This is a genomic window from Pseudomonas sp. BSw22131 (genome assembly GCF_026810445.1).
Lineage (GTDB): Bacteria > Pseudomonadota > Gammaproteobacteria > Pseudomonadales > Pseudomonadaceae > Aquipseudomonas > Aquipseudomonas huanghezhanensis.
In genome coordinates this window covers 2,100,828-2,125,749 of the sequence record NZ_CP113949.1, presented here as the reverse complement: position 1 = coordinate 2,125,749, position 24,922 = coordinate 2,100,828, and the positions used below count along the sequence as shown (strand labels likewise).

Genomic DNA, 24,922 nt, shown 5'->3' with positions numbered 1-24,922 from the left:
TGACAGAGCGGTGACGATGAACACGACTTTACCCACTGACGCCAGACAACGAATCCTTGATGCCGCAGCACAGGTCATCGGCCGCAAAGGGTTCGCGGCCGTAGGGCTTAATGAGGTACTGCTGCTGGCCAAAGTCCCCAAGGGCTCGTTTTACCACTACTTCAGTTCCAAGGACGCGTTTGGTCAGGCACTGCTGGAGTCCTATTTTCAGAACTATCTCGCTGAGATGGATCAGATCTTTGAGGCCCCTGCGCAGACAGAACGCGAAAAGCTCGAGAAGTACTGGCAGCGCTGGCTGGAAAACCAGTCCCTGCACCACGATTTCGGCAAGTGCCTGGTTGTGAAGCTGGGCGCTGAGCTGGCTGATCTGTCCGAGCCCATGAGGCTGGCGCTGGATCAGGGCACGGCCAAGGTGATCCAGCGCATTGGCGCCGCACTTTCACGGGGTCTGGACGACGGTTCGTTCCGCCTGACCGACCCACCGTCACACGTCGCGCTCAGGCTGTATCAGCTTTGGCTGGGTGCCAGCGTGATGACAAAGATAACGCGCACCACCGCACCGTTCGATGAGGCGATTTCGGCCACACGGCACGTGCTTAATCACTCCTGACATTTTTTGATCAAACCAGAGGTAACACCCATGAAGATTCTGATGGTTCTGACATCCCACGACGCACTGGGCAACACCGGCAAGAAAACCGGTTTTTGGCTGGAAGAATTTGCCGCGCCGTATTACGTGTTCAAGGACGCAGGCGTGGAGATCGTTCTGGCTTCGCCCAAGGGCGGTCAGCCTCCGCTGGACCCGAAAAGCAGTGAGGCAGATGCGCAAACCGACGCCACCCGCCGCTTCGATGCCGACAGCAGCGCCAAAGCACAACTGGCCAGCACCCTGCTGTTGAAGGATGCGGCACGCGGCGATTACGACGCAGTGTTTTACCCAGGCGGCCATGGCCCGCTGTGGGACCTGGCTGAAGACGCAGACTCCATCGCGCTGATCGAAAGCACCCTGTCCGCCGGCAAGCCGGTTGCCGCGGTATGCCATGCGCCGGGCGTTCTGCGCCACGTCAAGTCAGCCGATGGCAAGCCGTTGGTGTCGGGCAAATCCGTCACCGGCTTTACCAACACCGAAGAAGACGCGGTCGGCCTGACCGACGTGGTGCCGTTTCTGGTTGAGGACATGCTCAAACACAACGGCGGCCAATACTCCAAGGGCGCCGACTGGCAGTCCTACGTGGTCGAGGATGGGCTGTTGATCACCGGCCAGAACCCGGCGTCGTCCGAGGCTGGCGCCCAAGCGCTGCTGGACAAGCTCGGTAACCGCTGAACACCTCTGCAATAACCCATCCGGGCGTCTGATTCAGACGCCCGGATACTTTCTACGCGCCCTCCCCTTGCTGTTGATGCCCTTTGTTTTCAGAGGCCGGGGAGCGTTTGCGCCGCGTTCGGGAACACAGGTAATGAGCACTCTTTTTGACCCCGTCACTTTCGGTGATATCGCACTCGCCAACCGGGTGGTGATGGCACCTTTAACCCGCAGCCGCGCCATCGACCGCGTGCCCAATGCGCTGATGGCCGAGTATTACACCCAACGCGCCGGCGCCGGGCTGATCCTGAGCGAGGCAACGTCGGTCACGCCAATGGGCGTGGGCTACGCAGACACACCGGGCATCTGGTCTGAAGCGCAGGTCGCAGGCTGGTCGCTGGTGACTGACGCCGTGCACCGGGCAGGCGGGAAGATCGTGCTGCAGTTGTGGCACGTCGGGCGCATCTCTCATCCGGTATTCCTCGACGGCGCGCTGCCTGTAGCACCCAGCGCCATTCAGCCCAAAGGCCATGTGAGCCATCTGCGGCCCAAAGTGCCGTTCCCAACGCCACGGGCACTTGCGATCGAGGAGATTCCAGGGATTATCGAGGCCTACCGCCAAGGGGCTGAAAACGCCAAACGTGCAGGTTTTGACGGCGTGCTGGTCCACGGTGCCAACGGTTATCTGCCGGACCAGTTTCTGCAAAGTTCGAGCAACACGCGCACCGACGCTTATGGCGGATCACATGCCAATCGCGCGCGCTTGCTGCTGGAAGTGACCGATGCGGCAATCAGCGTGTGGGGCGCAGGCCGGGTCGGGGTTCACCTTGCCCCTCGTGGCGACGGCGGCGTCGGCAGTTACATCGACCACAGCATGGGCGATGACAACCCGGTGGAAACGTTCAAGCACGTCGCCCGCGAACTCGGGAAGCGCAAGATTGCGTTCATCAGCACCCGTGAAAAAGAAGGCCCCGACAGCATTGGACCGATGCTCAAGGACACCTTTGGCGGCCATCACATCGCCAACGAAGCGTTCACCCAGGATTCGGCTCAGGCCTGGCTGGGCGCCGGGAAAGCAGACGCCATTGCGTTCGGCGTACCCTTTATCGCTAATCCGGACCTGCCGGAACGTCTGCGGGTTGGCGCTGCGTGGAACGAGGCCCGTCGAGAGTATTTCTACGCTGGCGTCGAGGTGGGCTACACCGACTACCCCACCCTGGCGCAGGTCGCTGAACCGGCTTGAAACCAGAACGCCCCCGGTTTCCGTTGAGGCCAGGGTTTTGATTCTGCCCGGAGGGCGTAGGAGTCCAGCTTGCTGACGATCTGCTGCGCAGCGGCAGTAAATTCAGTGAATGCGGTGCATCAGGTACAGCTGAAGTGTCCGGGTTCAGGGCCGCTGCGCAGCCCATCGCGGCCTCGCGTTGCTAACCTGAGCGCATTACGCGCCCGAGCGAGGCTGACGCGGCGACTCAGCCCCGCCCCGGCATGTCGAAGGAGTACCGATTACGGCCAGCACTCTTGGCTTTGTACATTGCGTTGTCGGCATGTTGAATCAGCGTCTCTATGTCGCTGCCGTCCTGAGGGAACAGGCTCACACCCATGCTGGCGTGGATCTGCACTTTCCGCCCATCAATGAACAACGGCAGCTGGAAACACTGGTGGAGTTTCTCAAGCAGCAAGACGATTTTCCGGGGATCTTTCACGTTGCTGAAAAACATCACGAACTCATCCCCGCCCAGCCGCGACACACAATCAGCGTTGTCGCTTGCCGAGATCAGCAACTTGGCCACCGCCTGCAAGACCCGGTCACCGAAGTGATGGCCGTATTGATCATTCATCTCCTTGAAATGATCGAGGTCGACAAACAGTAACGCCATCTGTTCTGAATTCAACCGTGCCACGGTCAGCGCATGCTCCAGTCGTTCAAAGCACATTCGCCGATTGGGCAGTTCAGTCAACGGATCATGTCGGGCCAGGTGTTCGAACGCGGCGCGGCTGCTGGTGAGGTCATCGAGCTGGTCGAGAATCTCCTGCTTCATGGCATGAAAACGCCTGGACAAGACGCCCAGTTCATCGCGCCTTGGCGGGAGTTCGGTGATCTTGCGCTCGCGGGAAAACAGCTCTACCGCATCGGTCATGCTGCGCAAAGGACGGATCAGCGCGCGTGACGCAACGAACGCCGCAAGCAGCGCCAACACGCTGAAAAACAGGGCGATCCGAAAGATATCGGTGCCCGCACGGGAGGCCTGCGCCAGTACGTGACTTTGCTGTTGGCCAAGGCCCAGCACGACAAAAGGCTGCGACGCCCCGTTTTGAGACAGCCGCACAAACGCCGCAACCAGTCGCTCCTGCTGGTCCTGCTCGACGCTGCGGGTGATCACACTGCTCGGGCCGGGGTCATCCAGCAGTTGCGCCACATCAGGAAACTCGTCCTGCAAAAACAGCCGGCGGCCCTGATCAAATCCGAACGTGCGTCGATCGTCGGGGTGCACCAGCAAATCACCCCACCGATTGCTCAGGTACACCTGATACTCGCTGGGCAAATCACTTTGCAGTTGGCTAAACAGCTGGTCGAGGTCAACGTTGATCACCAACAACGCGAATACGTTGCCTGCGGCATCGGCAACCGGTGTCGAAACGTGCAGCGTCGGCTTGCCGAGCCCTGAGTGCGCGCCCTGTTCGTGGTTGATAACGATGGGGGATACGCGTACGTCGCCGGGCGCCAGGTTCAGCGTCTCGAACACGTAGGCGTAATGCCCTTTCTCCTGAAGATCATTGCCGGTGACCCTGACGATATCGTGGCCGTCACGGTCCTGCCGCACCAGTTCCAGACCGTGATCGGTGGCGCTGATCAGCCGGATCTGCATGTAGTCCGGGTGCGCCAGCAACATCGCGCGAAAGGAGTCCGCCAGGTTGTCCTGAACCTCGGTCCGGGTGTGTTGCTCGGCGATGTCGCCCAGTTCACGCACATGCGGGCCATTACCGAGCACCGCTACGTCCCGCGAAATGTTGCGCAGACTGCTGCGCAAATCACGCCCCAGCACCTGCACCGAGGTCAACAAGTCGCGCTCCGCGCCTTGCAGCAGCATTTCCCGGCTGCTGTTGTAGATGTAATACCCCGCAAGCGCAGTCGGCAGCATCCCGAACAAGGCCATCAGGCAACCGAGTTTGAACGCGATGCCGAACCTCATGGCAGTTCCCTCAACGGTGGACGCTCGCCCGACATGATGCGCTCCCACAGCGCCGCGCGACGCTGATCGTCCTCAACCGGACGCAGCCAGATTAAACGGCCGGAGGGGCTGGCGTCTTTGGGTTCTTCAACCGTACTGGACAAGTCCTGACGATCACTGAGGGCGCGGCTGGCCTCGGGTTCGAGCATGAAATTGATCCACTGCGCCGCCAGCGCCGGGTCACGGGCCTTACGACTGATCGCCCAGCAATCGAGCCACGCCAGCGCGCCCTCCTGCGGGACCACATAGCCGACATCAACACCCGCATCGCGAAGCTGCTTGAGCTGCTGACGGCCATAATTGGCAAATATCAGCGCCACCCTATGCGTGCGAAACAACTCGGCGGCCTCTTCAGGCAGCGAGTAAAAAGTCAGGACGTTACGCCGTAGGGCGACCAGCTTGTCGGTGACCCTTGGAAATTCCTCGGCACCGATCTGAAACGGGTTGCCGCCAAGTGCGAGGCTGGCGAGAGAGTAATTATGGTTGCCGGTATTGAACGCCAGCACGCGACCTTTGAACGCCGGGTCCCACATGCTGGTGATCGAATCCGGGGGCTGGCTGAATTGCTTGCGGTCGTAGATCAGGCCCATGTCGGACCAGGCGTAAGGCACTGCGTAGATCTGGCCGTCAATCACGATGTCGGGGAGTTTTGAATAATCGCGAAAACGCGGGAGCTGGCGGGCGGTGTTGGCAATGCGTTCGGGATGCACAGGTTGCAACAAGCCCTGCTGTGCGTAGTTGTGGATCTCAGCAGTATTGGCGGCAATCACGTCGAAATCCGCGCCCTGATTGGCGCTCAACTTGCTGCGAAGGACTTCATCGCTGCCCACCAGCGTGATTTCCACGTTCACCTTGTGGCGCTTTTCGAAAGCAGCCACGATGTCGCTGTCGGCATAACCGGGCCACGCCAGCACACGCAGAACCTGATCTTCGGCGCTGGCCTGCGTACCGAAGAAAAGGGAAAAAATGACCCAGCACACAGAGAGCAGGTAGTTCATGAGGATAGCCAGGACATGCGGTCGCAGTACTATACAGATGGCAATGTGCCTGTGTTCAGCAACGTCAGCAGCGCGGCGGCCCTTCGGTCGGAAACGCAACGCAAGCCAGCAGCATTAGTCAACGCGCACATCAAATCGACGCAGGCAAAAAACTGCCTGCGTCGAATGACGCTTTATGTTTAAAGTTATGTATCTGTATTGAAGTGCTAGTTCTGACTTGCATAACAATGCCTGAGCCAGGTTTTGAATAAATGATTCACAGCTTCCTTATCGTCCTGCGGCATTTTCCTTAGCGCAACAAGTATGTCGTGTTCATCCTGAGACATCTCTGCGAATGTATCTAACATACGTCGTCCGGTAACTAAGTAGCTAACATCGATAACGCTTGCCGTTGCCAAGAGGTAGTCAACACGCGGCATGCGCTGACCGTTTTCGTAGTGCCCTCGGGCATTTGGCTGCACGCCACCAATCTCGGCGAGGGCGGTTTGAGTCAGCTTGCTACGAATACGCTCCTCCCTTAAGCGGCTCCCAAACGTGTCCATACTTGCAGTGGCCTATTACAATTAAATACTAATTCACCAGTTTAGGCACATGGCTATTATCGCGCAATATTCGCGCAGATGGATTTGAAAAGAGAATCATCCATTTGGATTAAAGATATTCGCCGTTTTCTTCTAGATCCATCACATGACGTAATACCAAGCAATCATATAAGCAAGAGCGCCACGGACCACTGACACTCAAGACTGCTCATCGACGCGCAAAACCGCGCCGATGAGCGCGTAACTTACTGACAGCGCCTCAAGCTTTGGCCGCCATCGCCGTCACCTCGACACGCATACCCTCAACTGCCAGCGCAGCGACGCCTACCGCCGCCCGGACCGGCCAGGGCCTGGCAAAAAATCGCTGGTAAACCTCATTGAACGCGGCGCGATCAGCCATATCGGTAAGATAAATCGTCAAATGCAGGACCCGGTCCATTGAGCTGCCAGCGCGCTCCAGTGCAACTTTTAGGGCTTGCAGCGTGCACTCGCTTTGTTCGGTAATCCCCCCCAACTCAAGAGTGCCATCTGCGTGAGTAGGAATTTGAGTGGACACCAAAAGCCCACCAAATCCGGCGACATCCGAAGAGATCGATTCCGCATCGGGATCGGGGATAAATGTGAGGTCGTGATTGGCCATGGAAATCCTGATAAACGTAAGTTGAATGACTATCCGCCTGAACGGCATTTCACGCTGCGCGAGCGGCAGCGTGTGCGCTGACTGTTAATCCAGATCCGCCGCCGAATGCCGCTCCGCCACCTGTGTGGCTTCGTCGCCCCACGTCGGATTGACCCGCCGACCGCGAATCACTGCGGGCCGGCTGGCGATTTCCTGCGTCCAGCGTTGCACGTGGGTGTATTCATGGACCGCTAGAAATTCCGCCGCTGAATACAGATCGCCCAACGCCAACTGGCCATACCAGGACCACACCGCGATGTCGGCGATAGTGTACGTATCGCCCGCCAGATAACGGTTCTCGCTCAGGCGCCGGTCGAGGACGTCCAACTGACGCTTGGCCTCCATGGTGAACCGGTTGATCGGGTACTCGAGCTTCTCGGGCGCGTACGCATAGAAGTGCCCAAAACCGCCGCCCAGATAAGGCGCCGCGCCCATCTGCCAGAACAGCCAGTTGAGCGTTTCAGCGCGACCTGCCGGATCGGTAGGCAGCAAGCAGCCAAACTTCTCGGCCAGGTACAACAAGATCGAGCCAGACTCGAACAGCCGAATGGCCGGTTCGACGCTGCAATCAAGCAGTGCGGGTATTTTGGAATTGGGGTTGATATCCACAAAACCGCTGGAGAACTGGTCGCCCTCGCCGATACGAATCAGCCAGGCGTCGTATTCGGCTCCGGTGTGACCGAGTGCCAACAACTCCTCCAGCATGATCGTCACCTTGATGCCGTTCGGCGTGGCGAGCGAGTAAAGCTGCAGCGGGTTTTTGCCCACTTCGAGGGTCTTGTCATGCGTGGGTCCGGCGATCGGCCGGTTGATGCTGGCAAACTGGCCACCGGACGGCGCGTCATGCCAGACCTTGGGAGGAACGTAAGGTGCGTTGCTCATGGGGTGAACCTCATCGTGGGTCGCGGCGGTCCTGGAACCGCCAGGCCAATAGTGAACAGGAACGGCAATGGACACGAACAATACTGGAGAGAACATCTGACCGACCACTCTTGCGTCCGGTTCAGTACCTGCCAGAGGGCGTGCGCAGTCAAGGGGATGGCGACGAACTTAGCCGGGTACCACATTTTTAACTGACGAATGATAGTTATTATCATATCCTTGTCGCTGTTTTTTCTAATCGCCTTGTCGTGAAAACCCTCGATCAACGCCTCCCCTTCCGCTGTTATGGATGCCTAGATGCACGTCTTCAAGCACCTCATCGCCGGTCTCGGTCTGTTGCTGACCGGTCAGACACTGGCCCACGCCACGACCTATCCCGTGACCGTCACCGACGTTGCCAATCGCCAGGTGGAAATCGCTCACGAACCCAAACGCATTGTTCTTCAGGACGGGCGCGACCTTTTTACCCTGGCCTTGCTGGACCGCAACGATCCCTTCCAGCGCATCGTTGCCTGGAACAACATCGTCAAGCGCTCGGACGCCAACACCTGGAAAGTCTTCGAAAACCAGTGGCCGAAAACTGCGAATCAGGCCATCGACATGCAGTTTGGGGATGATGGCGATCTGAACCTAGAGGCCATCGTCGCCTCACGCCCGGACCTGCTGGTATTCCAGACACGCGCCCGTGCATCGCTGGACAACGCAGGCGTTGCGCAAAAACTGGCGGCACTGAAGATTCCGGTGGTCTTCGTCGACAGCGACCTTGATCCGGTCACTAATAGCCAGAAGACCGTCGCGCTGCTCGGCAAGGTGCTCAACCGCGAAGCAGAAGCCAAGGCCTACCTTGATTTCTACAGCGAGCGTCTGGCAAAGATCGACGGCATCATCAAACAGCACACGCAAAAACCACTGGTGTTCGTGGAAGCGAAGGCCGGACAGGGCGGCGTATCGGCGTGCTGCTTCACGCACGGCGACGTTTACTGGGGCAAGCTGGTGCAAGCTGCTGGCGGCCAAAACCTGGGCTCAAGCCTGCTGCCCGGCGCAACCGGCGATGTCACCCTTGAAACGGTGCTCGGCAAGAAGCCCGATGTCTACGTGATGACCGGCTCGCAATTCCCCGGCAACGCCTCGGTTGCACCGCCTTACGGCTTTGGTGACAGCGTTCGCCAGCCTCTGATCGATCACGCGCTGAGCGTGTTGCAGAAACGTCCCGGCTTCGCGCAACTGAAAGCCAGCCAGAACGGCCGGGTCTATGGTATCTACCACCAGTTTTACGCCAGCTCCTGGAATATCCTGGCCCTTGAATACCTCAATCAGGCGTTCTACCCCGACAGCGCTCAGCAACTGGACACGGCAAACAGCCTGACCACACTGTTCGGCCTCACGGGCTTGAAAGCGGTGCCGGCGATCCTCTATTCGCCAGCGCCTGTCAATTGAACGGTCTATGCACCTTGATGAGCGAACTGCGGCCATGACTGCTCATATCCAGCCTGCCCCCCTCACCTCGCAGGCCCGCTACAGTCACACCGTCTGGCGGCGCAGCGTGCTGCTGATTGCACTGCTGGTGCTGGCGGTCGCAGCGTTCGTCGCTGATTTGATCGTGGGTTCCGGCACGCTGACGTTCGGCGAGGCCATCGCGGGGTTGCTGCAACCGGACAGCGTTGACACCAGCACCCGGGTCATCCTCTGGGAACTGCGTATGCCCATGACGCTGATGGCGGTGCTCGCCGGCACCTGCCTGTCGCTGGCGGGACTGATGATGCAGACCGTCCTCGACAATCCGCTGGCTGAACCTTTCACCTTGGGCATCTCGTCGGCCGCAGGCTTTGGCGCATCGTTGGCGCTGGCTTTCAATGTGTCGCTCGGCCAGGCGTTACCCGGCTTTGGTGCCGACCTGATCGTGACCGCCAATGCGTTTCTGTTCTCGCTGCTGACCGTGGGCATGATCTTGCTGCTGACACGGGGCCACGTCGGCCTGCAGGCCATCACCCTGCTGGGGATTGCCGTGCATTTCGTGTTCAGCTCGCTGCTCGGGCTGGTCCAGTACGTGGCCAGTACCGACCAATTGCAAAGCATTGTGTTCTGGCTGATGGGCTCGTTGCTGCACGCGACCTGGAACAAAGTCACGCTGTGTGCGGTGATCGCGCTGGTGGCGATCCCGGTGGTGCTGGTCCAGGCTTGGGCCTTGACGGCTCTGCGCAGTTTCGGCGAGCAGGCGGTGGTGTTCGGTATTCCGGTACGCCGATTGCGCACCGTGATGCTGGTGCTGGCTGCCTTGCTGGCGGGCGCAGTTACGTCGGTGGTGGGGATCATCGGCTTTGTCGGTCTGGTGGCGCCACACGTGGCACGGTTGCTGGTGGGTGAAGATCAGCGTTTCACCATCGGCGTGACCATCGCCTGCGGGATCATCTTCGTCACCCTCGCCTCGCTCGCCAGCAAGCTCATCGTGCCCGGCGCGGTATTGCCCATCGGCATGGTCACGTCGCTGATCGGCCTGCCGTTTTTCATCATTCTTATCTTGCGCGACCGAAGGCTGACTTCCCGATGAGTTTCTCTACTGCCAATTACCGGGTGACCTTGGGCGGCAAGCAGATCCTCAAGGGTCTGGACATCACTGCGTCGGCCGGTCGGACACTGGCGTTGCTTGGCGCCAATGGCGCGGGCAAATCGACGTTCATGAAAGGCTTGTGCGGGCTGGCACCAGCGCACGGTTCGGCCATTATCAACGGCACCGAGTTGCTCGGGGCGTCTGCGGTCAAACGTGCTCAGTTGATCGGTTACGTCGCGCAAGACCTGGCGCACCTCGATGTGCGGCTGTCCACCTACGAATTGCTCCTGCTCGCCCAACAGGGCACTGCAAGGGGCTGGAAAACCGGGAAGGACGCGCAGCGCAAAGCCGCTGAAATGCTCGAGTTGCTGGGCTTGGAGCGGTTCGCCGAGAGCCAGCCCGGACAACTGTCCGGCGGCGAGCGGCAGATGATATCGCTGGCATTGGCCTTGGTGCGAAGCCCGCAACTGTTGCTGCTGGATGAACCGACGTCGGCGCTGGACCTGGCTAATCAGTTACAGATACTGGACGCGGTCAGCACCTACACGCGCGCACAGAACATCGTCACGCTGGCGATTTTCCATGACATGAACCTCGCCAGCCGCTACGCCGACGACACGCTGATGCTGCATCAGGGCCATGTGCATTGCAGCGGCTCGACCCGGTCCACATTGACCCCGGAAAATCTGGCACACGTGTACGGCGTCGATTGCCGCGCTTTGAGCGTCGACGACGGCGCGTTTACCGCGATCTATCCGGTGTCCGTGCTCGAACCAGCCTGAGCCTCCCTCGACCGGAACGCATGCTCGCACCGGTCTGATGCTCTCTGTAGCAGCCAACTTGTTGGCGAGACAGCCTGGCGCGTTGAACCAATTTCTACGCCACGCGAATGAGTTCGCGCGTACAGGGAGACGCGCGAGGCATGATGCGCGGCAGCGGCCTGCGCATCGACCGTCGTCGGCCATCAGGCAAACCCGATGATCGCCTTGGTTTCCAGGTATTCCTCAAAGCCATGTACGCCGTATTCGCGGCCATTGCCTGAACGCTTGTAACCCCCAAACGGTGCCATGGGGTCCCAGGCCGGGTAATTGAGATGCACCTGACCGGCGCGGATACGGGACGCAACCGAGCGGGCCAGATCCAGGTCTTGTCCCTGAACATGCGCGCCCAGCCCGTACACCGTGTCGTTGGCTATCGCGACCGCTTCATCGACCGTCTCGTACGGGATGATGCACAACACCGGGCCGAAGATTTCCTCCTGCGCGATGCGCATCCCGGTGCCGACCTCCGAAAACACCGTCGGCCGCGTAAAAAAGCCTTTGTCGTGCCCCTGCACGCGCCCGGGTCCGCCGCAGATCAGCCTGGCACCCTCGCTCAGCCCCGCTTCGATCATGGCCTGAACACGATTGAACTGAGCCTCGTTGGCAATCGGACCGAGCACTGTTTCTTCGGATTGCGGATCACCGACGATGATCGCGTTGGCCGTTGCAGCTGCCAGCGCTTCGACTTCTGCCAGACGGTCCCTGGGCACAATCATTCGGGTCGGCGCGCTGCAAGACTGGCCGACATTACGGAACGCTGACATCACGCCCTGCGCCACCGCCGTGTTGAAATCGGCATCAGGCAACAGCACGTTCGGCGATTTGCCCCCCAGCTCCTGGGTAACGCGCTTGACCGTGGTAGCCGCAGCCTGCGCCACCAGAGCGCCCGCACGGTTGGAGCCGGTGATCGAAATCATGTCGACATCCGGGTGCGCCGCCATGGCACCGCCCACCTCGGGGCCGTTGCCGTTGACCAGGTTGAAAACGCCTGACGGCAGACCGGCATCGTGCACCAGCTGCGCGAACAGCAAGGCACTGAGCGGTGACAGCTCGCTAGGCTTGAGCACCACTGTGCAGCCGGCGGCGATGGCAGGGGCTACCTTTGCAGTGATTTGATAAAGCGGCCAGTTCCACGGCGTGATCAGCGCGCAAACGCCGATCGGTTCCCGTGCAATCGCGGTGCTGCCCTCAACCGTTTGAAAGCAGTATGTTGACAATAGATCACGGGCGACACGCACATGCTCGGCCGCCAGTGGCACCTGCATGGCGCGGGCAGACGTGATCGACGCACCCATTTCCAGTGATAACGCCTGCGCCAACTGCTCCTTGCGCTCGATAATCAGGTCGTAAATTTTGCCCAGTATCTGAGCTCGCGATTGCGCTGGCGTCGCGGACCAGCCGGGAAACGCTGCGCGTGCTGCGGCCACCGCACGATCAACGTCCTGCGCAGACCCGCTTGCCACGTGTGCAACCACGGCTTCGGTCGCGGGATTGATCACCGGCAACGTGGCCGCCGTCGTCGGCGAGCACCAGCGACCATCGATGTAAAAGCGCTGGGAGGTTTCTGGATCAACGCGGTGGCTATTCGAAGAAAGGGGTGGCATCCAACGGCTCCTTGGCTCATGGCAAACGCGGCGAGGGGCATCAAACCGCCCTGCCGCTTCATAGCAATAAGCTAGCAAAGCGCTTCGGAAAAATGACGCCGTTCTTCAAAGCGCCAAAGAATAATCTGCTGTATCCAACCGGCGAACGCTGCATTAACGCGGCCAGGCAACGTCACTGCGGATGAAAGGTGCGTGCCGGCGCATCGAGGAGAGTGGCGATGGGCGCCAGCGCCATGATGAACCCACGCCGGCAAGGCGCGACGCGATCAAATATTTATCCCTTCGTCTGACCGCTCTTGAGAAAGGGCAATCATGAGACCATGCAAAAACACAGGGCCAGCGACGAGCTGGCACCGGACTTAAAAGCCACACATCAAGGAAAACCCGCGATGCCTTCAAACAAGCGCGGACAGGTGCGTACCGGGCGCCGTCTGGTTGCGGCCCTTACCGAGGCGTGCGAGACCGCAAAAGCTGAAATCATCGGCTTTGAATGGCTCACCCACGAGGTGGATTATGGGGCGTTTAGACAGAGCCTTCGCGTGATCTGGGTGTTCGATACCCGCCTTCACAAAGAGCACGCCCTTGCCGGCGGACAGGATGCACGGATGCGCGAATTAACCGCCCGGGCGCTTGCCGATGCCGAAGTGGACGTCTCTCGCCTGGACCGCTGCGTGCAATTCGATTCAGAGGAAGAATGCAGCGCGCAACACGGCGGAGACTGGCGCAGCCGCGTCGCCGGATTGTATGCGGTGAAGGGACACTGCTCGTAATCTTAATAGCCGGGCACGAGCAATACGAGACCGCGGCCGGCTGCCAGTAATTCGCAGCGTTCATTAATGTCGACATGCCGCCTCGCCCCCGTCACAACTGTTCACTCATCCCGATTAAATTGAACGACCTCACGCCGCCAGCGTTCCACTGCTTTAACCAGCAGCTAACTGAGCCAAAACCGTGATCGAAATCAATAGCTACACCACCGTCAAAAGGCGCGAGCGCGTCCCGCATGAAGTGTTCGCGACCTATTGGCGCGATGTTCATGGCCCCCTGTGTTCACGCTTGGCGGGCCTTGGGCTCTATATCCAGCACCACTTTTCCCGAAATCAGGATGCCCATCTGTGGCCACTCGCCGACGGGATAAAAGAGATCGCCGACTATGAACTGGATGGCGGCGTAGAAATCGGCTTTGCGTCTGGCGTCGATCAAAAACAGTTCCAGGACGCCAGCCCGATTTTGTTCTCGGACGAACAAAACATGTTCGACGAGACCCTGGCCTACGATTTACCCAAAGGGTCCGTGGACGTCGTAAACCGCCTCAACGATGAAACCTTCAACGGCCTGGACCGGCATGATCGTATCCACGTGCACTTCAGCCCGCGTTCAAGCCTTTCAGACTTGCACGACTATCTGGCCAATGACCTGGCGAGCGTGCTGGGTGCTGCCGATGGAGTCCTGAAATTGCGTCTGCACTTTTGCGAACCCTTCAACAACGACGGCATGCACCCACCGGCACCCAACGTCGCGCACTTTGCCAATGCTGATCGCGAATCCTTGGCCGTGATGGAAATCGCATTCGAAAGCCCACTCGCCCGCCGCCGTTTTTTCGACAGCCAGGTGTTCAAGGACACCCTCGCCGACCAGGCGCGGCACGTCAGCACGTTGAAAGCGTTCGCCGTGTCGGGGCTTTACACCTACGTACGCGACGGCGAACTGACCACGGCAGGACTGCGCGGCAGTCGCGCCGCTGAGCTCATCGATTACCTGGGTGCGAACAATCAACTGACCGATGATGTGCAACATCTGCTAATGAACGGCACACTCGACGACTGACGTTCATGGTCAATACAGGGAAGTAGCCTTATGGAGTCCATCGACATCCGAACATTGCGCAGCGCCGACGCCAAGGCGCTGCTGGATTTCGAGCTGGAAAATCGCGCGTGGTTCGAGCGCTCCATCACGCCCCGCGATCCTGCGTTTTATTCACTTCAGGGTGTCAGCGAACATATCTCCGATTACCTCACTCGCTACACCGCAGGGACGTGGCATTCGTGTGTGATCGAGGATGCTCGAGGGGTGATCATCGGCAGGGCCAATCTAAAGGACATCGGGTTGTCCGGCCGTTCAGCCGAGGTGGGTTACAGGATTGCTCAAGACGTTTGTGGTAAAGGCCTGGCGACTTTGGCGGTGAAGCATTTGATAGAGCAGGCGCAGTCCCGGTGGCACCTCAACCAGTTGTCTGCTCAGGTATACGCCTACAATATCGGCTCGGCTAAAGTCCTGGAGCGCTGCGGATTCGTGCTTGAGCAGGTTACCCAGAAAAACGGGGACGATCATGAGTATCGGTTTGTTCTCAGGGTTTAGCTTGGCAGATCCAAGTTGCCCCTCAACTTGATCCGGTGAGATAGAAGATCAATTTGACGAGTAATGAATGGAAGAACTCTACAATGAGCAACATACCGTTGGGCCTGATTAGTCTATTCATTGGCATACCTATGATATTAATCGATCTTTGGTTGATTTATGTTATCCGTGTTCATACAGAAAAAGCTGAGAGCCTGATGCCGACCAGTGCTTTTGTAGAGTCTAATAAAAGTGCCTACGCTCAAGCGGGCCTGCTTGGAAAAGCTATTCGCAATGGGTTTTTGACTCTAGTCCTTGCAATGCCTACCCTCTGCCACAAAAGGGGAATAGTGAGCCTTGCGGACGTGAGAAATCTCCCGCCAAACTTGAAACGTTTATTATTTTTATTGTGGGGCTTATGCGCTTTATTTCTAACAGCCTTAATGATACTCGGCGCATATATTAAACTTTCAAAATCATCCGGATTGTAGAGACGATCATCAGTGATGAGCGAAAAGGGGATGGATTTATTTTTTTACTTTCCATTAGTAGAAATAAATCCGTCCCCTTTTCCCATGAGGAGGCCATGCTGGAAAATGGAATGGTGACATGAAGGCAAACCGCGCCTCCAAGACTGTCCAGTTTTGGCTTTTTCCGCAGTAATGTTTGGGTAGCCGTTCTGCTACATATCTGCAAGTTGGACTTGATCTCTACCATTTTATTTAGCACTGTACATCGCGGTATCGGCACGCCTAATAAAAGCGTCAAACGATTCTGTTGGATTCCACTTTGCAACGCCGAAGCTGCAAGTTACCTGCCCAACATCATCAAACGGTAGAGTGCTTATTAGCGCTCGAAGCTTTTCTGCCAGCAGCCTTGTATCGTTCAGTTCGGTATCCGGACAAATCAATGCAAACTCCTCTCCCCCTGTCCTGCACAGCAGATCGGTCGTGCGTGTTGCCGAACGTATTCGTGCACACAACGACTTCAGAACGTTATCGCCACACTGATGGCCCCAACGGTCGTTGATGTGTTTGAAGTGATCGATATCAAACATAATCAGCGTCAGAGAGCGGTATTGCACGTTAGCCTCGATGAGCAGTCGCTCCATCGACTCTTCGAAGTATCGGCGGTTGTAAACTCCGGTCAGGTGATCGGTAATGTTCAGCACACGCAAGTCTTGCGTACGTTCATCAACCAGCGAGAGGGCGCGGGCGCGCTGGGTTATCAGCAAGTACACCATCAAGGTCAGCAGCAGCGTCAACCCTGCTCCGAATACGATAATCAGGCCGATGGACAGTGCGTGGCTGTTGGCGATCAGAAATGTTGAGCTGGGTCTAAACTGGATCAAGTAAGTTTGGTCGGCTACTTTCAGCATCCGCTGCGCGTACAGCGCTGAAGGGGTTGCAGGGGCCAGGCTCTGATAAATTTTTTCCCCATGATGCTGAGTGTCGATCAACGAAAGCGTCACGTTCAGTCGTTGCAAACTCGTTGATGGAATCCCTTGTTCCATCAAAGAAGCCAAGCGTACGGTGGATACAACGAACCCCTGCAAATTATCATCGTTCAATGAAACGTCAGGAGACTGCTGGAATACCGGTGCGACAAAGAAAATCCCCGACTGCCCATTGGTCATGTTCAACGGTTCGGACACCACTATTTGACGTGTTTCTCGTGCCTTGCTCATCAGGATTTCGCGACCCGGGCGAGCCAAAACATCCATGCCGGGTATGATCTTTACGTCATCTCGCTTCAATAAGTAGAGCAGTATCCAGTGTTCTGGCCGGCTGGCGAGGGGGACTCTTTCTCCGGTGACGGGATTAATTTCATGATATGAAAAATCACTGGTGCCGTTCAGAAGCGCCTTAGCGCGAAACGCTTGTAGATCCTTCTCGAGAATTTTTGGTACCCAGCTATAGGATTCGTCCTCTCCAACCAGAGGCGTTACGAATCCCAAAAACTCCTTTTCAGTGACATCGTCGGCGTTGATAAAGAAACGCCTCACAACGTCTACTTTCAAGACCTGAGTATTAACGCGTCGTTGCAGGCGACTGAATCTTTCGTCGACCTCCAGCTGAAAAGCAACGCTGACGGTACGCTGCTCTGACCCTAGGAACAGCATCAACACCAGGAACGTGACAGCCACTCCGGCCAGGCATACCAGACCGCAAAGAGTCACGTCTGATGCTTTGAGTGCGTTCTGACGATCAAACATCATTTTGTGTCCCTTGCTCATCGCCCAAAACAGCGTGCAGTAACCTGGAGTACTTTGGACTATCGGCACGCTTGTCGTTATCTTTATGGATCAGGTTTCAGAGAAAGGGGCTTATCTGAAGGACTCCAAACAGTTGATGGTTCAAATCTCGAGCTGTCGTGGCGAACGGGTCTGCGAACAGTTAAACCCACCGGAAGCTTACCCCCCTCCCAAGGCATTCATTTCTTCGCACTCCGCAAGGGATCGCCGTTCCATACGCCTTCGTCGGTCTCCAGGATCTGGCTAATCAGGTTGCACACGATTGGCAATTTCTCATGGCGGCGAAACAACGCTCCCACCTCTGAAAAAATGGGAGGCCCCGCTATCTCCCTAAAGACCACGTTCGGCAGTTGAACAGTTTGAATCAGAACGCTGGGAATGACCGCTATACCCACACCCAATGCCACCTGTGTCAGCACTGCGACCAGACTTCCGGGAACCGAACCAATGTATGGATCGAATCGCCCGCGCTTAGCCACTTCACGCAACCCTAACCCTTGTTCAGGTAGCACAAACAACTCACCAGCAAGCGCACTCGGGCGAATGTCATCAACTGTCTTTGCCAGGAGATGGTTCGCTGGCAACGCAATGCAGAATCGATCTCGGGCCAAAATACGGCTGGAGATTGCGTCGGGCAGATGCACCGGCATCCGTACAAAGGCCACGTCAATCCGACCGTCCTCCAGAAGTGCCGTGAGCTGCTCGGTAGGGAGTTCCTTGGTGTTCACCATGACGTCTGGCCACTGATTGCGAAAGCGCTGGACCTGGTCCTGGAGTACCCCGAAAAAGGCAGCAGAACCCACGTATCCGATTTCCACTCGGCCAACCTGGCCTCGGCCTGCGCGTTGGCCCACGTTAACAGCTCTCTCGAACTGTTCGAGAGTAGCGCGGGCCTCTGTCAGAAACGCTTCCCCAGCTGGCGTCAAAACGACAGACCGCTTTGTTCTATTAAAAAGCCGAGCTTCCAACAAGCTCTCCACTTCCTGTATCTGCGCAGTGAGAGTTGGGGCAGAAATGCCCAGATGCTCGGCCGAGCGTGAAAAATGTAGATTTTTCGCCACTGTGACGAAGGATCGGAGATGGCGAATGTCCATGGCAGCGGAACCCAGTATTCAGTTTTTCTGAATTATAAAGCGGTCAAGCTTTGTTGTACTGAATTATCCCCGCTGTTCCAATCATTGGACTCACTACATCAGGAGTTCACCATGTTCCGTCTTCCTGACATCGCGACTGCCTTGGGGCTTGCTGGATCCCTTGCTCTGATCTCGCTGCCAGCAGCAGCACTTGATTTCGCTTGCCGCCGCTCAACAGATCCTTACAGCAGCCCAAACAAAAGCGCAAACGGCTGGATGGCCGTGCGTGATCGCAGTTGTCGATAACGCCGGCTTGCCTATTCTCCTCGCTCGAATGGACAACGCCGCTGTGCCGGCAGGCGTCGAACTGGCCCCCGGAAAAGCACGCACAGCCGCCCTGTTCCGCCGTCCCAGCGGCGCGCTGGAAGATGCCATCAACGGCACTAGACCTGCCGCCACCACCGCCCAAGGCTTTGTGCTGATGCGTGGTGGTTTTCCGATCATCGTCAACGGACACACCGTTGGGGCTGTCGGGGTATCTGCGGACACACCACAGCACGATGAAGAGATCGCTCAAGCCGGGCTAGCTGCATTTAAATAAACGCCCCTTTCAAAAAGTGCGCTTACCGCTCCCGTTATTAGAAGAGACTGCCATTCCATGAGAAAAGAAGCGGCCATACTGGTTGTCGCATCGGCGGGCTGTGCCATGACAGTTCTAGATACGAATGTCGTGGGCATCGTATTGCCAACTATTGCCAGAGATCTTCATGCGTCATTTGCAGAAATCGAGTGGGTCATAAGCACCTACGTGCTCTGCTTCGCTGCCCTGCTGCTTCCCGCTGGCTCCATCGCTGACCGGTATGGCCGGCGACGCGTCTTTCTGGTTGGAATAGCGCTATTTGCAGTCTCTTCTCTGGCCTGTGGTCTGGCGCCTTCAGCACCAGGCCTTTATCTGGCGCGAGCGGTGCAAGGGGTCGGAGCCGCGTTCCTGCTAGCTCCTGCCTTAGCCATCATCGGACACACCTTTCACGATGAAAAAGCGCGCAGCCACGCTTGGGCGATATGGGGCGGGATCATGGGACTCACAATGGTGGTTTCGCCGCTCATTGGTGGAGTCATCAGTAGTTCACTTGGATGGCGCTGGGCCTTCTTTATTAACATCCCAGTCTGCTTATTGCTGGCGGCAGCGGTTGTGACGCTGGTGGATGAATCTCGTGACCCCACGCCCAGAACTCTGGACATCCCGGGAATCGGGCTTTTCGCGCTGGGGATGTTCAGTGCCACCTGGGCACTGATCGCGGGTCCCAGTCATGGATGGTCGAGCACCCCTGTCCTCCTGAGCATGATCGCAGGCCTGCTGTTGTTCGCAGTCTTTGTCTGGGTTGAAAAACGTCGCACCCACCCAATGCTTGATCTCGAATTGTTCAAAGCCAGCCCCTTCGTCGGCGCCGTGCTTGCGATGCTGGCATATGCCTCATCTGCTCAGGTCATGGCATCGCTGCTGCCACTTTTTCTACAAAATGGCCGTGGAAACGGAGTAGTCGAAGCGGGTATCGCCATGCTTCCCTTTGCCACTGCGATGCTGATTTTTCCGCAAGTAGGCAGGCGACTTTCGCCCTATCTTGGGAGCGCAGAAATCCTCCCACTGGGGCTCTTAATCGTTGCACTGGGTAACCTTGTTCTGATGTTCGCCGCCGTTCAGCAGGGACAACTGTTGCTGATTTCCGGCATGGCCATTCTGGGAGCAGGCGGTGGATTGCTGAATGGCGAAACACAGAAGGCCATCATGGGCACAGTTCCTCGGAGTCGCGCCGGAATGGCATCCGGCATCAGCACTACATCCAGATTCACCGGCATATTGCTGGGTTTCGCCGGACTGGGAGCGGTACTAGCCAGCGGAGTGAAATCTGCGATTGAAAGCAGACTGATAGACGCGGGGGTTTCTGCTAAACCCGGATTTTTCGAATACGTCATGGCAGGCGACTTCGAACGTGCTATCTCGATGTATCCCCACGACTTAACCGAAACACTGAATGGGCTCGCTCAGCAGAGTTACAGCCAGGGATTCGCGGGCGCATTTGTGATTACCGCTACGTTCTCGCTACTCGCATCCGCTGCGGTGTATGTGCTGATGCGCAGCAAACGAAGCTACTCCCAGAGCCCTGCAATCTAAAAGGCACCCTGCAAAACGTGAGTAAATTCCATGTCGATAAACGACCTGAAAATTGCCCATCCGGTAGAGACAGACGCAATCATTTTTGACCTGGACGGCACGCTCGTCGGCTCTGCGGGCAACATGACAGCGCTTTCATACCCACCGCATCGATGACCGGCCGCCTCTGGCGCACAGTGTGAAAAACATAGGTTGAATCCAGGGGCAGTAAGCCAAGCGGTTCACTGCAGATATGCTAGATGTTTCTGAACGAGGCTGTCGTCTTTATGCGATTTATGTGGGCGCTTGTAGTTCTGACAATTAATTCCAGTAGCTTTGACCCACTCGTGCTGCGAGTTCCGACCCAGCCACTCCAACGGTTGTAATCAACTGCGCTGACGATGCTGACCCACCGCTCAAGCACTGAGCTGTCCGCTCACCTTCGGAGCAGGTCACCGCAATTGATTGAAGAAGGCATTTGAAATGTTTATGCCGATCTCGGCTGCGCTGATGCTTTTGCAATTACTGGCTTAGGTTCGTCTTGAGTTCTTGCGATGCTTGCGCGATCGCGCTTTGCACTGCCGGCAAATGGTTGAACGCGTTCGATAGCCCAAAATCGTGAATCATGCCGTTGTAGCGCACCGACTTCACCTGCACACCCGCAGCGGCGAGCTTGCGGCCGTAAGCTTCGGCTTCATCGCGCAGCACATCGAATTCAGCAGTCTGGATCAACGTCGGCGGCAAGCCTTTCAACTGCTCGGGCGTCGCCTGCAGCGGCGATGCGTAAATCTGCTTGCGTGCCTGGGCGTCAGTTGTGTAGTTGTCCCAGAACCACACCATGAGGTCTTGGGTCAGGAAGTAGCCGTTCGTGTGTTGGGAAGTCGCCCAGCACCCAGCCCCCGCCGTGGAAGTACATGAACGCCGGCAGGGTCTTCTGTTGGCTGCCGGCCGGGCGCACGATGGTCAGCTTCAGGTCGCGGTCATTGACACGAATCGTCTTCTCGCTGACCTCAGCTGCGGGCAAGGCCACGTTGGAGGCGGCCTGGGCACCCGCCAGCGCGACGCGAGCATCGGTCGGCGGCATGCTGTCGAGCGTTTGGCCGCCCTCAAGGGACTGCAAGAATTTTGCTACGTTGCGTTCGACGCCGGGCCGTTCGGCTGCAGAGGCGCTACCAGGCGACAGGGCCACAACGGAAAGGGAGAAAGCGGAAGTGAGAGGTTTCACGATGTTTCCTTTTTATCGCCTGAGTGTGCGCGTCATTACATAGCGGCCTGTTGTATTACTTTGTTGCGCCTGCGGTCAGGCGATCGAAGTCAGTGGATTTCAGGCCGCGTGCCGGACACACAGTTGCAGCGCCGCTCGGCTGCAACGAAAAACACGGCAGATAGGGTTCAAACCCTCATCTGCCGCGTGCTCAGGGAAGGTAGATATTCAAGGCGCGACGTGGGTGTGGAAGATCTTGCTGACGACCGTCCACTTGCCATCGACTTTCAGCAGGTGGAAGAAATCTGTAAAGCAAAAGCCCGATACGTCATTGGTGTCGATGCGCGCGCTGGCAGCGGTGCCTAAGATGTCGATGTTGACGATTACACCTTGAGCTTCAGGCGACGGGCGGAACACGCTGTCAATGCCATCGAACAATGTCTGAATCGGGCCGCCGACCAGTTTACCGTCGCCATCGACGCTAAACATCGTTGCCTGCTCACTGAAAGCTGGCTTCATGATGCTGCTTTTGGCCTGCTTGCAGCCTTCGTTGTATTTGTTCAGTACTTCAACGATGGCTTGATATTCCGGCACATAAGTAGGTTTGTTCATGTGTGTAATCCTGGTTGTTAATTGGAGTCGTGTTAAAAAAACCGGCCACTTCTGGCTGGCATTGAAATCAACCCCTGCGACCCTCCGCAGCGGCGTCCATTGCTGGGACCCAAGGTCTGACTTTTGAAGTGTTGCCCAGTTGGCTTATCCAACGAGCGCAGGCCAATCGGTGTAACCCTTGGCGCCGTTGCCGTAATAGGCTTCGCGTGGCGCAACAGCGAGTTCTGCACCTTCTTTTAATCGACGCACCAAATCCGGATTGGCAATAAACGGGCGACCAAAAGCCACTGCATCGACCTTGCCTTCAGAGCGGCGGGTAACGGCCAGTTCGATGTCGTAATTGTTGTTGCCGATGTATGGGCCTTTGAACCGTGCACGTAGCGCATCGAGATCTACGTTCTCGGGAACAGTGCGTGACGTAGCGGTAGCCCCCTCGACAAAATGCATATAGGCGAGCTGGAAGCGATTGAGTTGCTCAATCAGATAGCCATAGGTTTGCATTACCTGGCTGTCCAAGGGCGTGTTGCCGGCATCTGGCGTTACGGGAGAGAGGCGAATGCCAACGCGGTCGTGACCCCAGATCTCGACGACTGTTGCGGTTACTTCCAGTGTGAGGCGTGTGCGATTCTCTATCGAACCACCATATTGGTCGGTTCGCTGATTGGTAGAGTCGCGCAGGAACTGATCGAGCAAATAGCTATTGGCAGAGTGAACTTCAACACCATCGAAGCCGGCGCGTTTTGCGCATGCGGCGGCGTGTCGGTACTGCTCGATAATGCCTGGGATCTCGGATGTCTCCAGTGCTCGCGGCATGGAGACGTCCATCATTCCATTTTCAGTGAAGGTCTGGCCTTCGGCTTTAATCGCCGAGGGCGCTACCGGTGCCGTGCCATCGGGCTGCAGGTCCACATGCGAAAAGCGCCCCACATGCCACAGTTGGCAAACAATAAGTCCACCAGCGGCATGCACCGCATCTGTTACCAGTTTCCAGCCTGCTACGTGCTCATCAGTCCAGATGCCTGGCGTCAGTGCATACCCCCGCGCTTGCGCGGAAATATTGGTCGCTTCACTAATGATCAAACCGGCGCTGGCACGTTGTGCGTAGTAGCGAGCGTGCATTTCGTTGGGGACGCCTTCTGGCCCCATGCGGCTGCGCGTTAACGGGGCCATGACAATACGGTTAGCCAGAGATAAGGCCCCTAACGTCATTGGAGTGAAAAGATCCGTTGATGGGCTGTTGAATGTCATTGTGATTCCTAGTGATAACTGTTCTGCCGGATGAAACTCCTTGCTATATCAACTATGGAGGCCAATGATAATGACGTAAATAGTCATAGGCGTGGATACAGTATGAGCAAAAAGGTCATAATGCAGAGCCCGACGCGCGCGGAGGGCATAGAGGGTTCACTTCCTTTACCGCCGGTGCATTTCCCAGGTCTTTTAACCTTCGAGGCTGCCGCCAGGCACTTGAACTTCGCTCGCGCCGCCGCAGAAATCGGTGTCACGCCAACGGCGGTATCACGCACGATCAAAAGTGTGGAAGCGCAACTCAATGTGCGGCTATTCAATCGAACAACCCGCAGTGTCAGCCTGACCGAGGCAGGCGCGTCATTGAACGCAGCATTGGCACCAGCGCTTGCCTTGATCAGAGACTCCTTGTCACAAGTATTGCTGGCGACTGATCAACCATCTGGCACAGTGCGCCTCAACTCTTCGTACGTTGCATACCGCATCTTGATCGAACCGCATCTAACCGCCTTCATGGAAAAATTCCCGCTGATCAATGTCGAGGTATCACTGGACAACCAACTTGGCGATATCGTTAATGCCGGTTTCGATATCGGCATGCGCATGGGGAAAAAAGTGCAAAACGACATGGTCGCGGTGCAGTTGGGAGCGGCACAAAAAAGAATTGTGGTGGCTGCGCCGGATTACTTCAGCACGCTGGTCGAGCCACAGACACTTGAGCAACTGCTGAAGCACAACTGCATTCGCCAGCGGTATTCAGTTGGCGGAAGGTTCTTTGAATGGAAATTCGAAGATGGCGGGCAAATGGTTCAAATCGATGTTCAAGGGCGTTTTATTTTTGACGAAATGAGATCCGTCCTTGATGCGGCAATACAAGGCCAAGGCATTGGTTTCGTTTTCGAGGGCTTCGCGAAGAAAGAGTTAGAGAACGGTACACTTAGTCAGATATTGAAGCAGCACAGCGGCATGGACGATGCGTTTCATCTTTACTACCCGCATCGTAAACACATGCCAGGCAAGCTGCGTGCGTTTGTTGATTTCATGCGCAGTGCTAATAAGGTAGAAAGTTCTGATTTAATTTTCCCAATGTAGCATGTTCAGAAATATTGAGTAATCAGCACAGATGAAGTTAGAACATATCTTTTGAAATTCCAAGGCTACGAATAGTCAGTAATGTCCACTTTTGGCCGATTTCTGCCTGTCGATACCGGCAGCAATGGGGATAACATATTCTGTCCTGAAATCCGCAGACGCACGGGGCATTTCAATCAGCCCCGTAATTGCGTCCCAGAAAGCATCCCAATTACAGCCCTGCCATCCAGGAAATCCCAGCGCACCCCTCAAGACACAATGTAGTTCTTCAGCGCTTGCCACCCCACTTAAGTCAATTTTTACCGATCCGTAATCGGGTCATCGTCAGCACCTCAACAATTGT

General features: G+C 57.0%; 25 protein-coding genes and 2 pseudogenes. 14 read left to right on the top strand and 13 right to left on the bottom strand.

Going from position 1 to position 24,922, the window contains the following annotated elements; genetic code table 11:
* Positions 1-16 precede the first annotated feature (16 nt).
* From OYW20_RS09525 to OYW20_RS09515, 3 genes are all read left to right on the top strand, one after another.
* Complete coding sequence (locus OYW20_RS09525) at positions 17-610, top strand: TetR/AcrR family transcriptional regulator (RefSeq protein ID WP_268800434.1); 594 nt, start codon at positions 17-19, stop codon at positions 608-610.
* Between the two features lie 30 nt (positions 611-640).
* Positions 641-1,324: a type 1 glutamine amidotransferase domain-containing protein gene (locus OYW20_RS09520; RefSeq protein WP_268800433.1), complete on the top strand. Its 684-nt coding sequence runs from the start codon at positions 641-643 to the stop codon at positions 1,322-1,324.
* Between the two features lie 133 nt (positions 1,325-1,457).
* On the top strand, positions 1,458-2,546 hold the full coding sequence (locus tag OYW20_RS09515; protein WP_268800432.1) for an alkene reductase: 1,089 nt from the start codon (positions 1,458-1,460) through the stop codon (positions 2,544-2,546).
* 226 nt (positions 2,547-2,772) lie between these two features.
* Here the strand turns inward: OYW20_RS09515 and OYW20_RS09510 are convergent, their stop codons facing one another.
* The 5 genes from OYW20_RS09510 to yghU all read right to left on the bottom strand — a co-directional run bounded on the left by OYW20_RS09510 (position 2,773) and on the right by yghU (position 7,634).
* Entirely contained in the window at positions 2,773-4,494 is a 1,722-nt protein-coding gene (locus tag OYW20_RS09510; RefSeq protein WP_268800431.1) for a diguanylate cyclase domain-containing protein, read from the bottom strand.
* Positions 4,491-5,531, bottom strand: coding sequence for an ABC transporter substrate-binding protein (locus OYW20_RS09505; protein WP_268800430.1), 1,041 nt, complete (start codon positions 5,529-5,531; stop codon positions 4,491-4,493). The genes OYW20_RS09510 and OYW20_RS09505 overlap by 4 nt, the downstream gene beginning before the upstream one ends.
* Before the next feature lie 206 nt (positions 5,532-5,737).
* A complete protein-coding gene (locus OYW20_RS26175; protein ID WP_408005484.1) occupies positions 5,738-6,073 on the bottom strand; it encodes a helix-turn-helix domain-containing protein in 336 nt (111 codons plus the stop codon).
* A gap of 259 nt (positions 6,074-6,332) precedes the next feature.
* Positions 6,333-6,713 (bottom strand): RidA family protein, encoded by a 381-nt coding sequence (locus OYW20_RS09500; protein ID WP_268800429.1) that lies wholly within the window; start codon positions 6,711-6,713, stop codon positions 6,333-6,335.
* 84 nt (positions 6,714-6,797) lie between these two features.
* The gene (gene yghU / locus OYW20_RS09495) at positions 6,798-7,634 is read right to left on the bottom strand and encodes a glutathione-dependent disulfide-bond oxidoreductase (protein WP_268800428.1); all 837 of its coding nucleotides are present in this window, start codon (positions 7,632-7,634) and stop codon (positions 6,798-6,800) included.
* Positions 7,635-7,931: 297 nt separating this feature from the next.
* On the opposite strand from yghU, the gene OYW20_RS09490 reads away from it, so the two are divergent.
* The 3 genes from OYW20_RS09490 to OYW20_RS09480 are packed head-to-tail and all read left to right on the top strand — an operon-like array spanning position 7,932 to position 10,964.
* The gene (locus tag OYW20_RS09490) at positions 7,932-9,071 is read left to right on the top strand and encodes an ABC transporter substrate-binding protein (protein ID WP_268800427.1); all 1,140 of its coding nucleotides are present in this window, start codon (positions 7,932-7,934) and stop codon (positions 9,069-9,071) included.
* A gap of 34 nt (positions 9,072-9,105) precedes the next feature.
* The gene (locus OYW20_RS09485) at positions 9,106-10,182 is read left to right on the top strand and encodes a FecCD family ABC transporter permease (protein ID WP_268800426.1); all 1,077 of its coding nucleotides are present in this window, start codon (positions 9,106-9,108) and stop codon (positions 10,180-10,182) included.
* Entirely contained in the window at positions 10,179-10,964 is a 786-nt protein-coding gene (locus OYW20_RS09480; protein WP_268800425.1) for an ABC transporter ATP-binding protein, read from the top strand. Before OYW20_RS09485 ends, OYW20_RS09480 begins: the two co-directional genes overlap by 4 nt.
* Positions 10,965-11,146: 182 nt before the next feature.
* Here the strand turns inward: OYW20_RS09480 and OYW20_RS09475 are convergent, their stop codons facing one another.
* Entirely contained in the window at positions 11,147-12,607 is a 1,461-nt protein-coding gene (locus tag OYW20_RS09475) for an aldehyde dehydrogenase family protein (RefSeq protein WP_268800424.1), read from the bottom strand.
* 389 nt (positions 12,608-12,996) lie between these two features.
* On the opposite strand from OYW20_RS09475, the gene OYW20_RS09470 reads away from it, so the two are divergent.
* The 4 genes from OYW20_RS09470 to OYW20_RS09455 all read left to right on the top strand — a co-directional run bounded on the left by OYW20_RS09470 (position 12,997) and on the right by OYW20_RS09455 (position 15,435).
* Positions 12,997-13,377 carry a hypothetical protein gene (locus OYW20_RS09470; protein WP_268800423.1) on the top strand — a complete coding sequence of 127 codons (381 nt, stop codon included), beginning with the start codon at positions 12,997-12,999 and terminating at the stop codon, positions 13,375-13,377.
* Between the two features lie 181 nt (positions 13,378-13,558).
* Complete coding sequence (locus tag OYW20_RS09465) at positions 13,559-14,434, top strand: hypothetical protein (RefSeq protein ID WP_268800422.1); 876 nt, start codon at positions 13,559-13,561, stop codon at positions 14,432-14,434.
* A gap of 30 nt (positions 14,435-14,464) precedes the next feature.
* Positions 14,465-14,965, top strand: a complete 501-nt coding sequence (locus OYW20_RS09460) for a GNAT family N-acetyltransferase (protein WP_268800421.1) — start codon at positions 14,465-14,467, stop codon at positions 14,963-14,965.
* 83 nt (positions 14,966-15,048) lie between these two features.
* Positions 15,049-15,435, top strand: a complete 387-nt coding sequence (locus OYW20_RS09455; protein WP_268800420.1) for a hypothetical protein — start codon at positions 15,049-15,051, stop codon at positions 15,433-15,435.
* A gap of 227 nt (positions 15,436-15,662) precedes the next feature.
* Here the strand turns inward: OYW20_RS09455 and OYW20_RS09450 are convergent, their stop codons facing one another.
* From OYW20_RS09450 to OYW20_RS09440, 3 genes and pseudogenes are all read right to left on the bottom strand, one after another.
* Positions 15,663-17,162 (bottom strand): sensor domain-containing diguanylate cyclase, encoded by a 1,500-nt coding sequence (locus OYW20_RS09450; protein WP_268800419.1) that lies wholly within the window; start codon positions 17,160-17,162, stop codon positions 15,663-15,665.
* A 215-nt stretch (positions 17,163-17,377) separates the two neighbouring features.
* Entirely contained in the window at positions 17,378-18,016 is a 639-nt protein-coding gene (locus tag OYW20_RS09445) for a LysR family substrate-binding domain-containing protein (RefSeq protein WP_268801089.1), read from the bottom strand.
* Between the two features lie 150 nt (positions 18,017-18,166).
* Positions 18,167-18,292 (bottom strand): annotated as a pseudogene (locus tag OYW20_RS09440) (LysR family transcriptional regulator); the annotation flags it as partial.
* Between OYW20_RS09440 and OYW20_RS09435 the strand changes: the two are divergent.
* Genes OYW20_RS09435 through OYW20_RS09425 form a run of 3 tightly spaced genes read left to right on the top strand, consistent with a single transcriptional unit; the run spans position 18,278 to position 20,444 of the window.
* A complete protein-coding gene (locus OYW20_RS09435; protein ID WP_268801256.1) occupies positions 18,278-18,577 on the top strand; it encodes a hypothetical protein in 300 nt (99 codons plus the stop codon). The pseudogene OYW20_RS09440 and the gene OYW20_RS09435 sit on opposite strands and share 15 nt — an antisense overlap.
* Positions 18,483-18,872 (top strand): GlcG/HbpS family heme-binding protein, encoded by a 390-nt coding sequence (locus OYW20_RS09430; RefSeq protein ID WP_268800418.1) that lies wholly within the window; start codon positions 18,483-18,485, stop codon positions 18,870-18,872. The genes OYW20_RS09435 and OYW20_RS09430 overlap by 95 nt, the downstream gene beginning before the upstream one ends.
* 57 nt (positions 18,873-18,929) lie before the next feature.
* A complete protein-coding gene (locus OYW20_RS09425; RefSeq protein ID WP_268800417.1) occupies positions 18,930-20,444 on the top strand; it encodes an MFS transporter in 1,515 nt (504 codons plus the stop codon).
* Positions 20,445-20,945: 501 nt separating this feature from the next.
* Here OYW20_RS09425 and OYW20_RS09420 read toward each other — a convergent pair.
* The 3 genes and pseudogenes from OYW20_RS09420 to OYW20_RS09410 all read right to left on the bottom strand — a co-directional run bounded on the left by OYW20_RS09420 (position 20,946) and on the right by OYW20_RS09410 (position 23,487).
* Positions 20,946-21,648 (bottom strand): annotated as a pseudogene (locus tag OYW20_RS09420) (alpha/beta hydrolase fold domain-containing protein).
* 207 nt (positions 21,649-21,855) lie between these two features.
* A complete protein-coding gene (locus OYW20_RS09415; protein ID WP_268800416.1) occupies positions 21,856-22,239 on the bottom strand; it encodes a nuclear transport factor 2 family protein in 384 nt (127 codons plus the stop codon).
* Positions 22,240-22,383: 144 nt separating this feature from the next.
* Entirely contained in the window at positions 22,384-23,487 is a 1,104-nt protein-coding gene (locus tag OYW20_RS09410; protein ID WP_268800415.1) for an alkene reductase, read from the bottom strand.
* Between the two features lie 102 nt (positions 23,488-23,589).
* On the opposite strand from OYW20_RS09410, the gene OYW20_RS09405 reads away from it, so the two are divergent.
* Positions 23,590-24,579: a LysR family transcriptional regulator gene (locus OYW20_RS09405; protein WP_268800414.1), complete on the top strand. Its 990-nt coding sequence runs from the start codon at positions 23,590-23,592 to the stop codon at positions 24,577-24,579.
* A gap of 75 nt (positions 24,580-24,654) precedes the next feature.
* On the opposite strand, the gene OYW20_RS09400 is transcribed toward OYW20_RS09405, so the two are convergent.
* Positions 24,655-24,861, bottom strand: a complete 207-nt coding sequence (locus OYW20_RS09400) for a barstar family protein (RefSeq protein WP_268800413.1) — start codon at positions 24,859-24,861, stop codon at positions 24,655-24,657.
* Between the last annotated feature and the right edge of the window lie 61 nt (positions 24,862-24,922).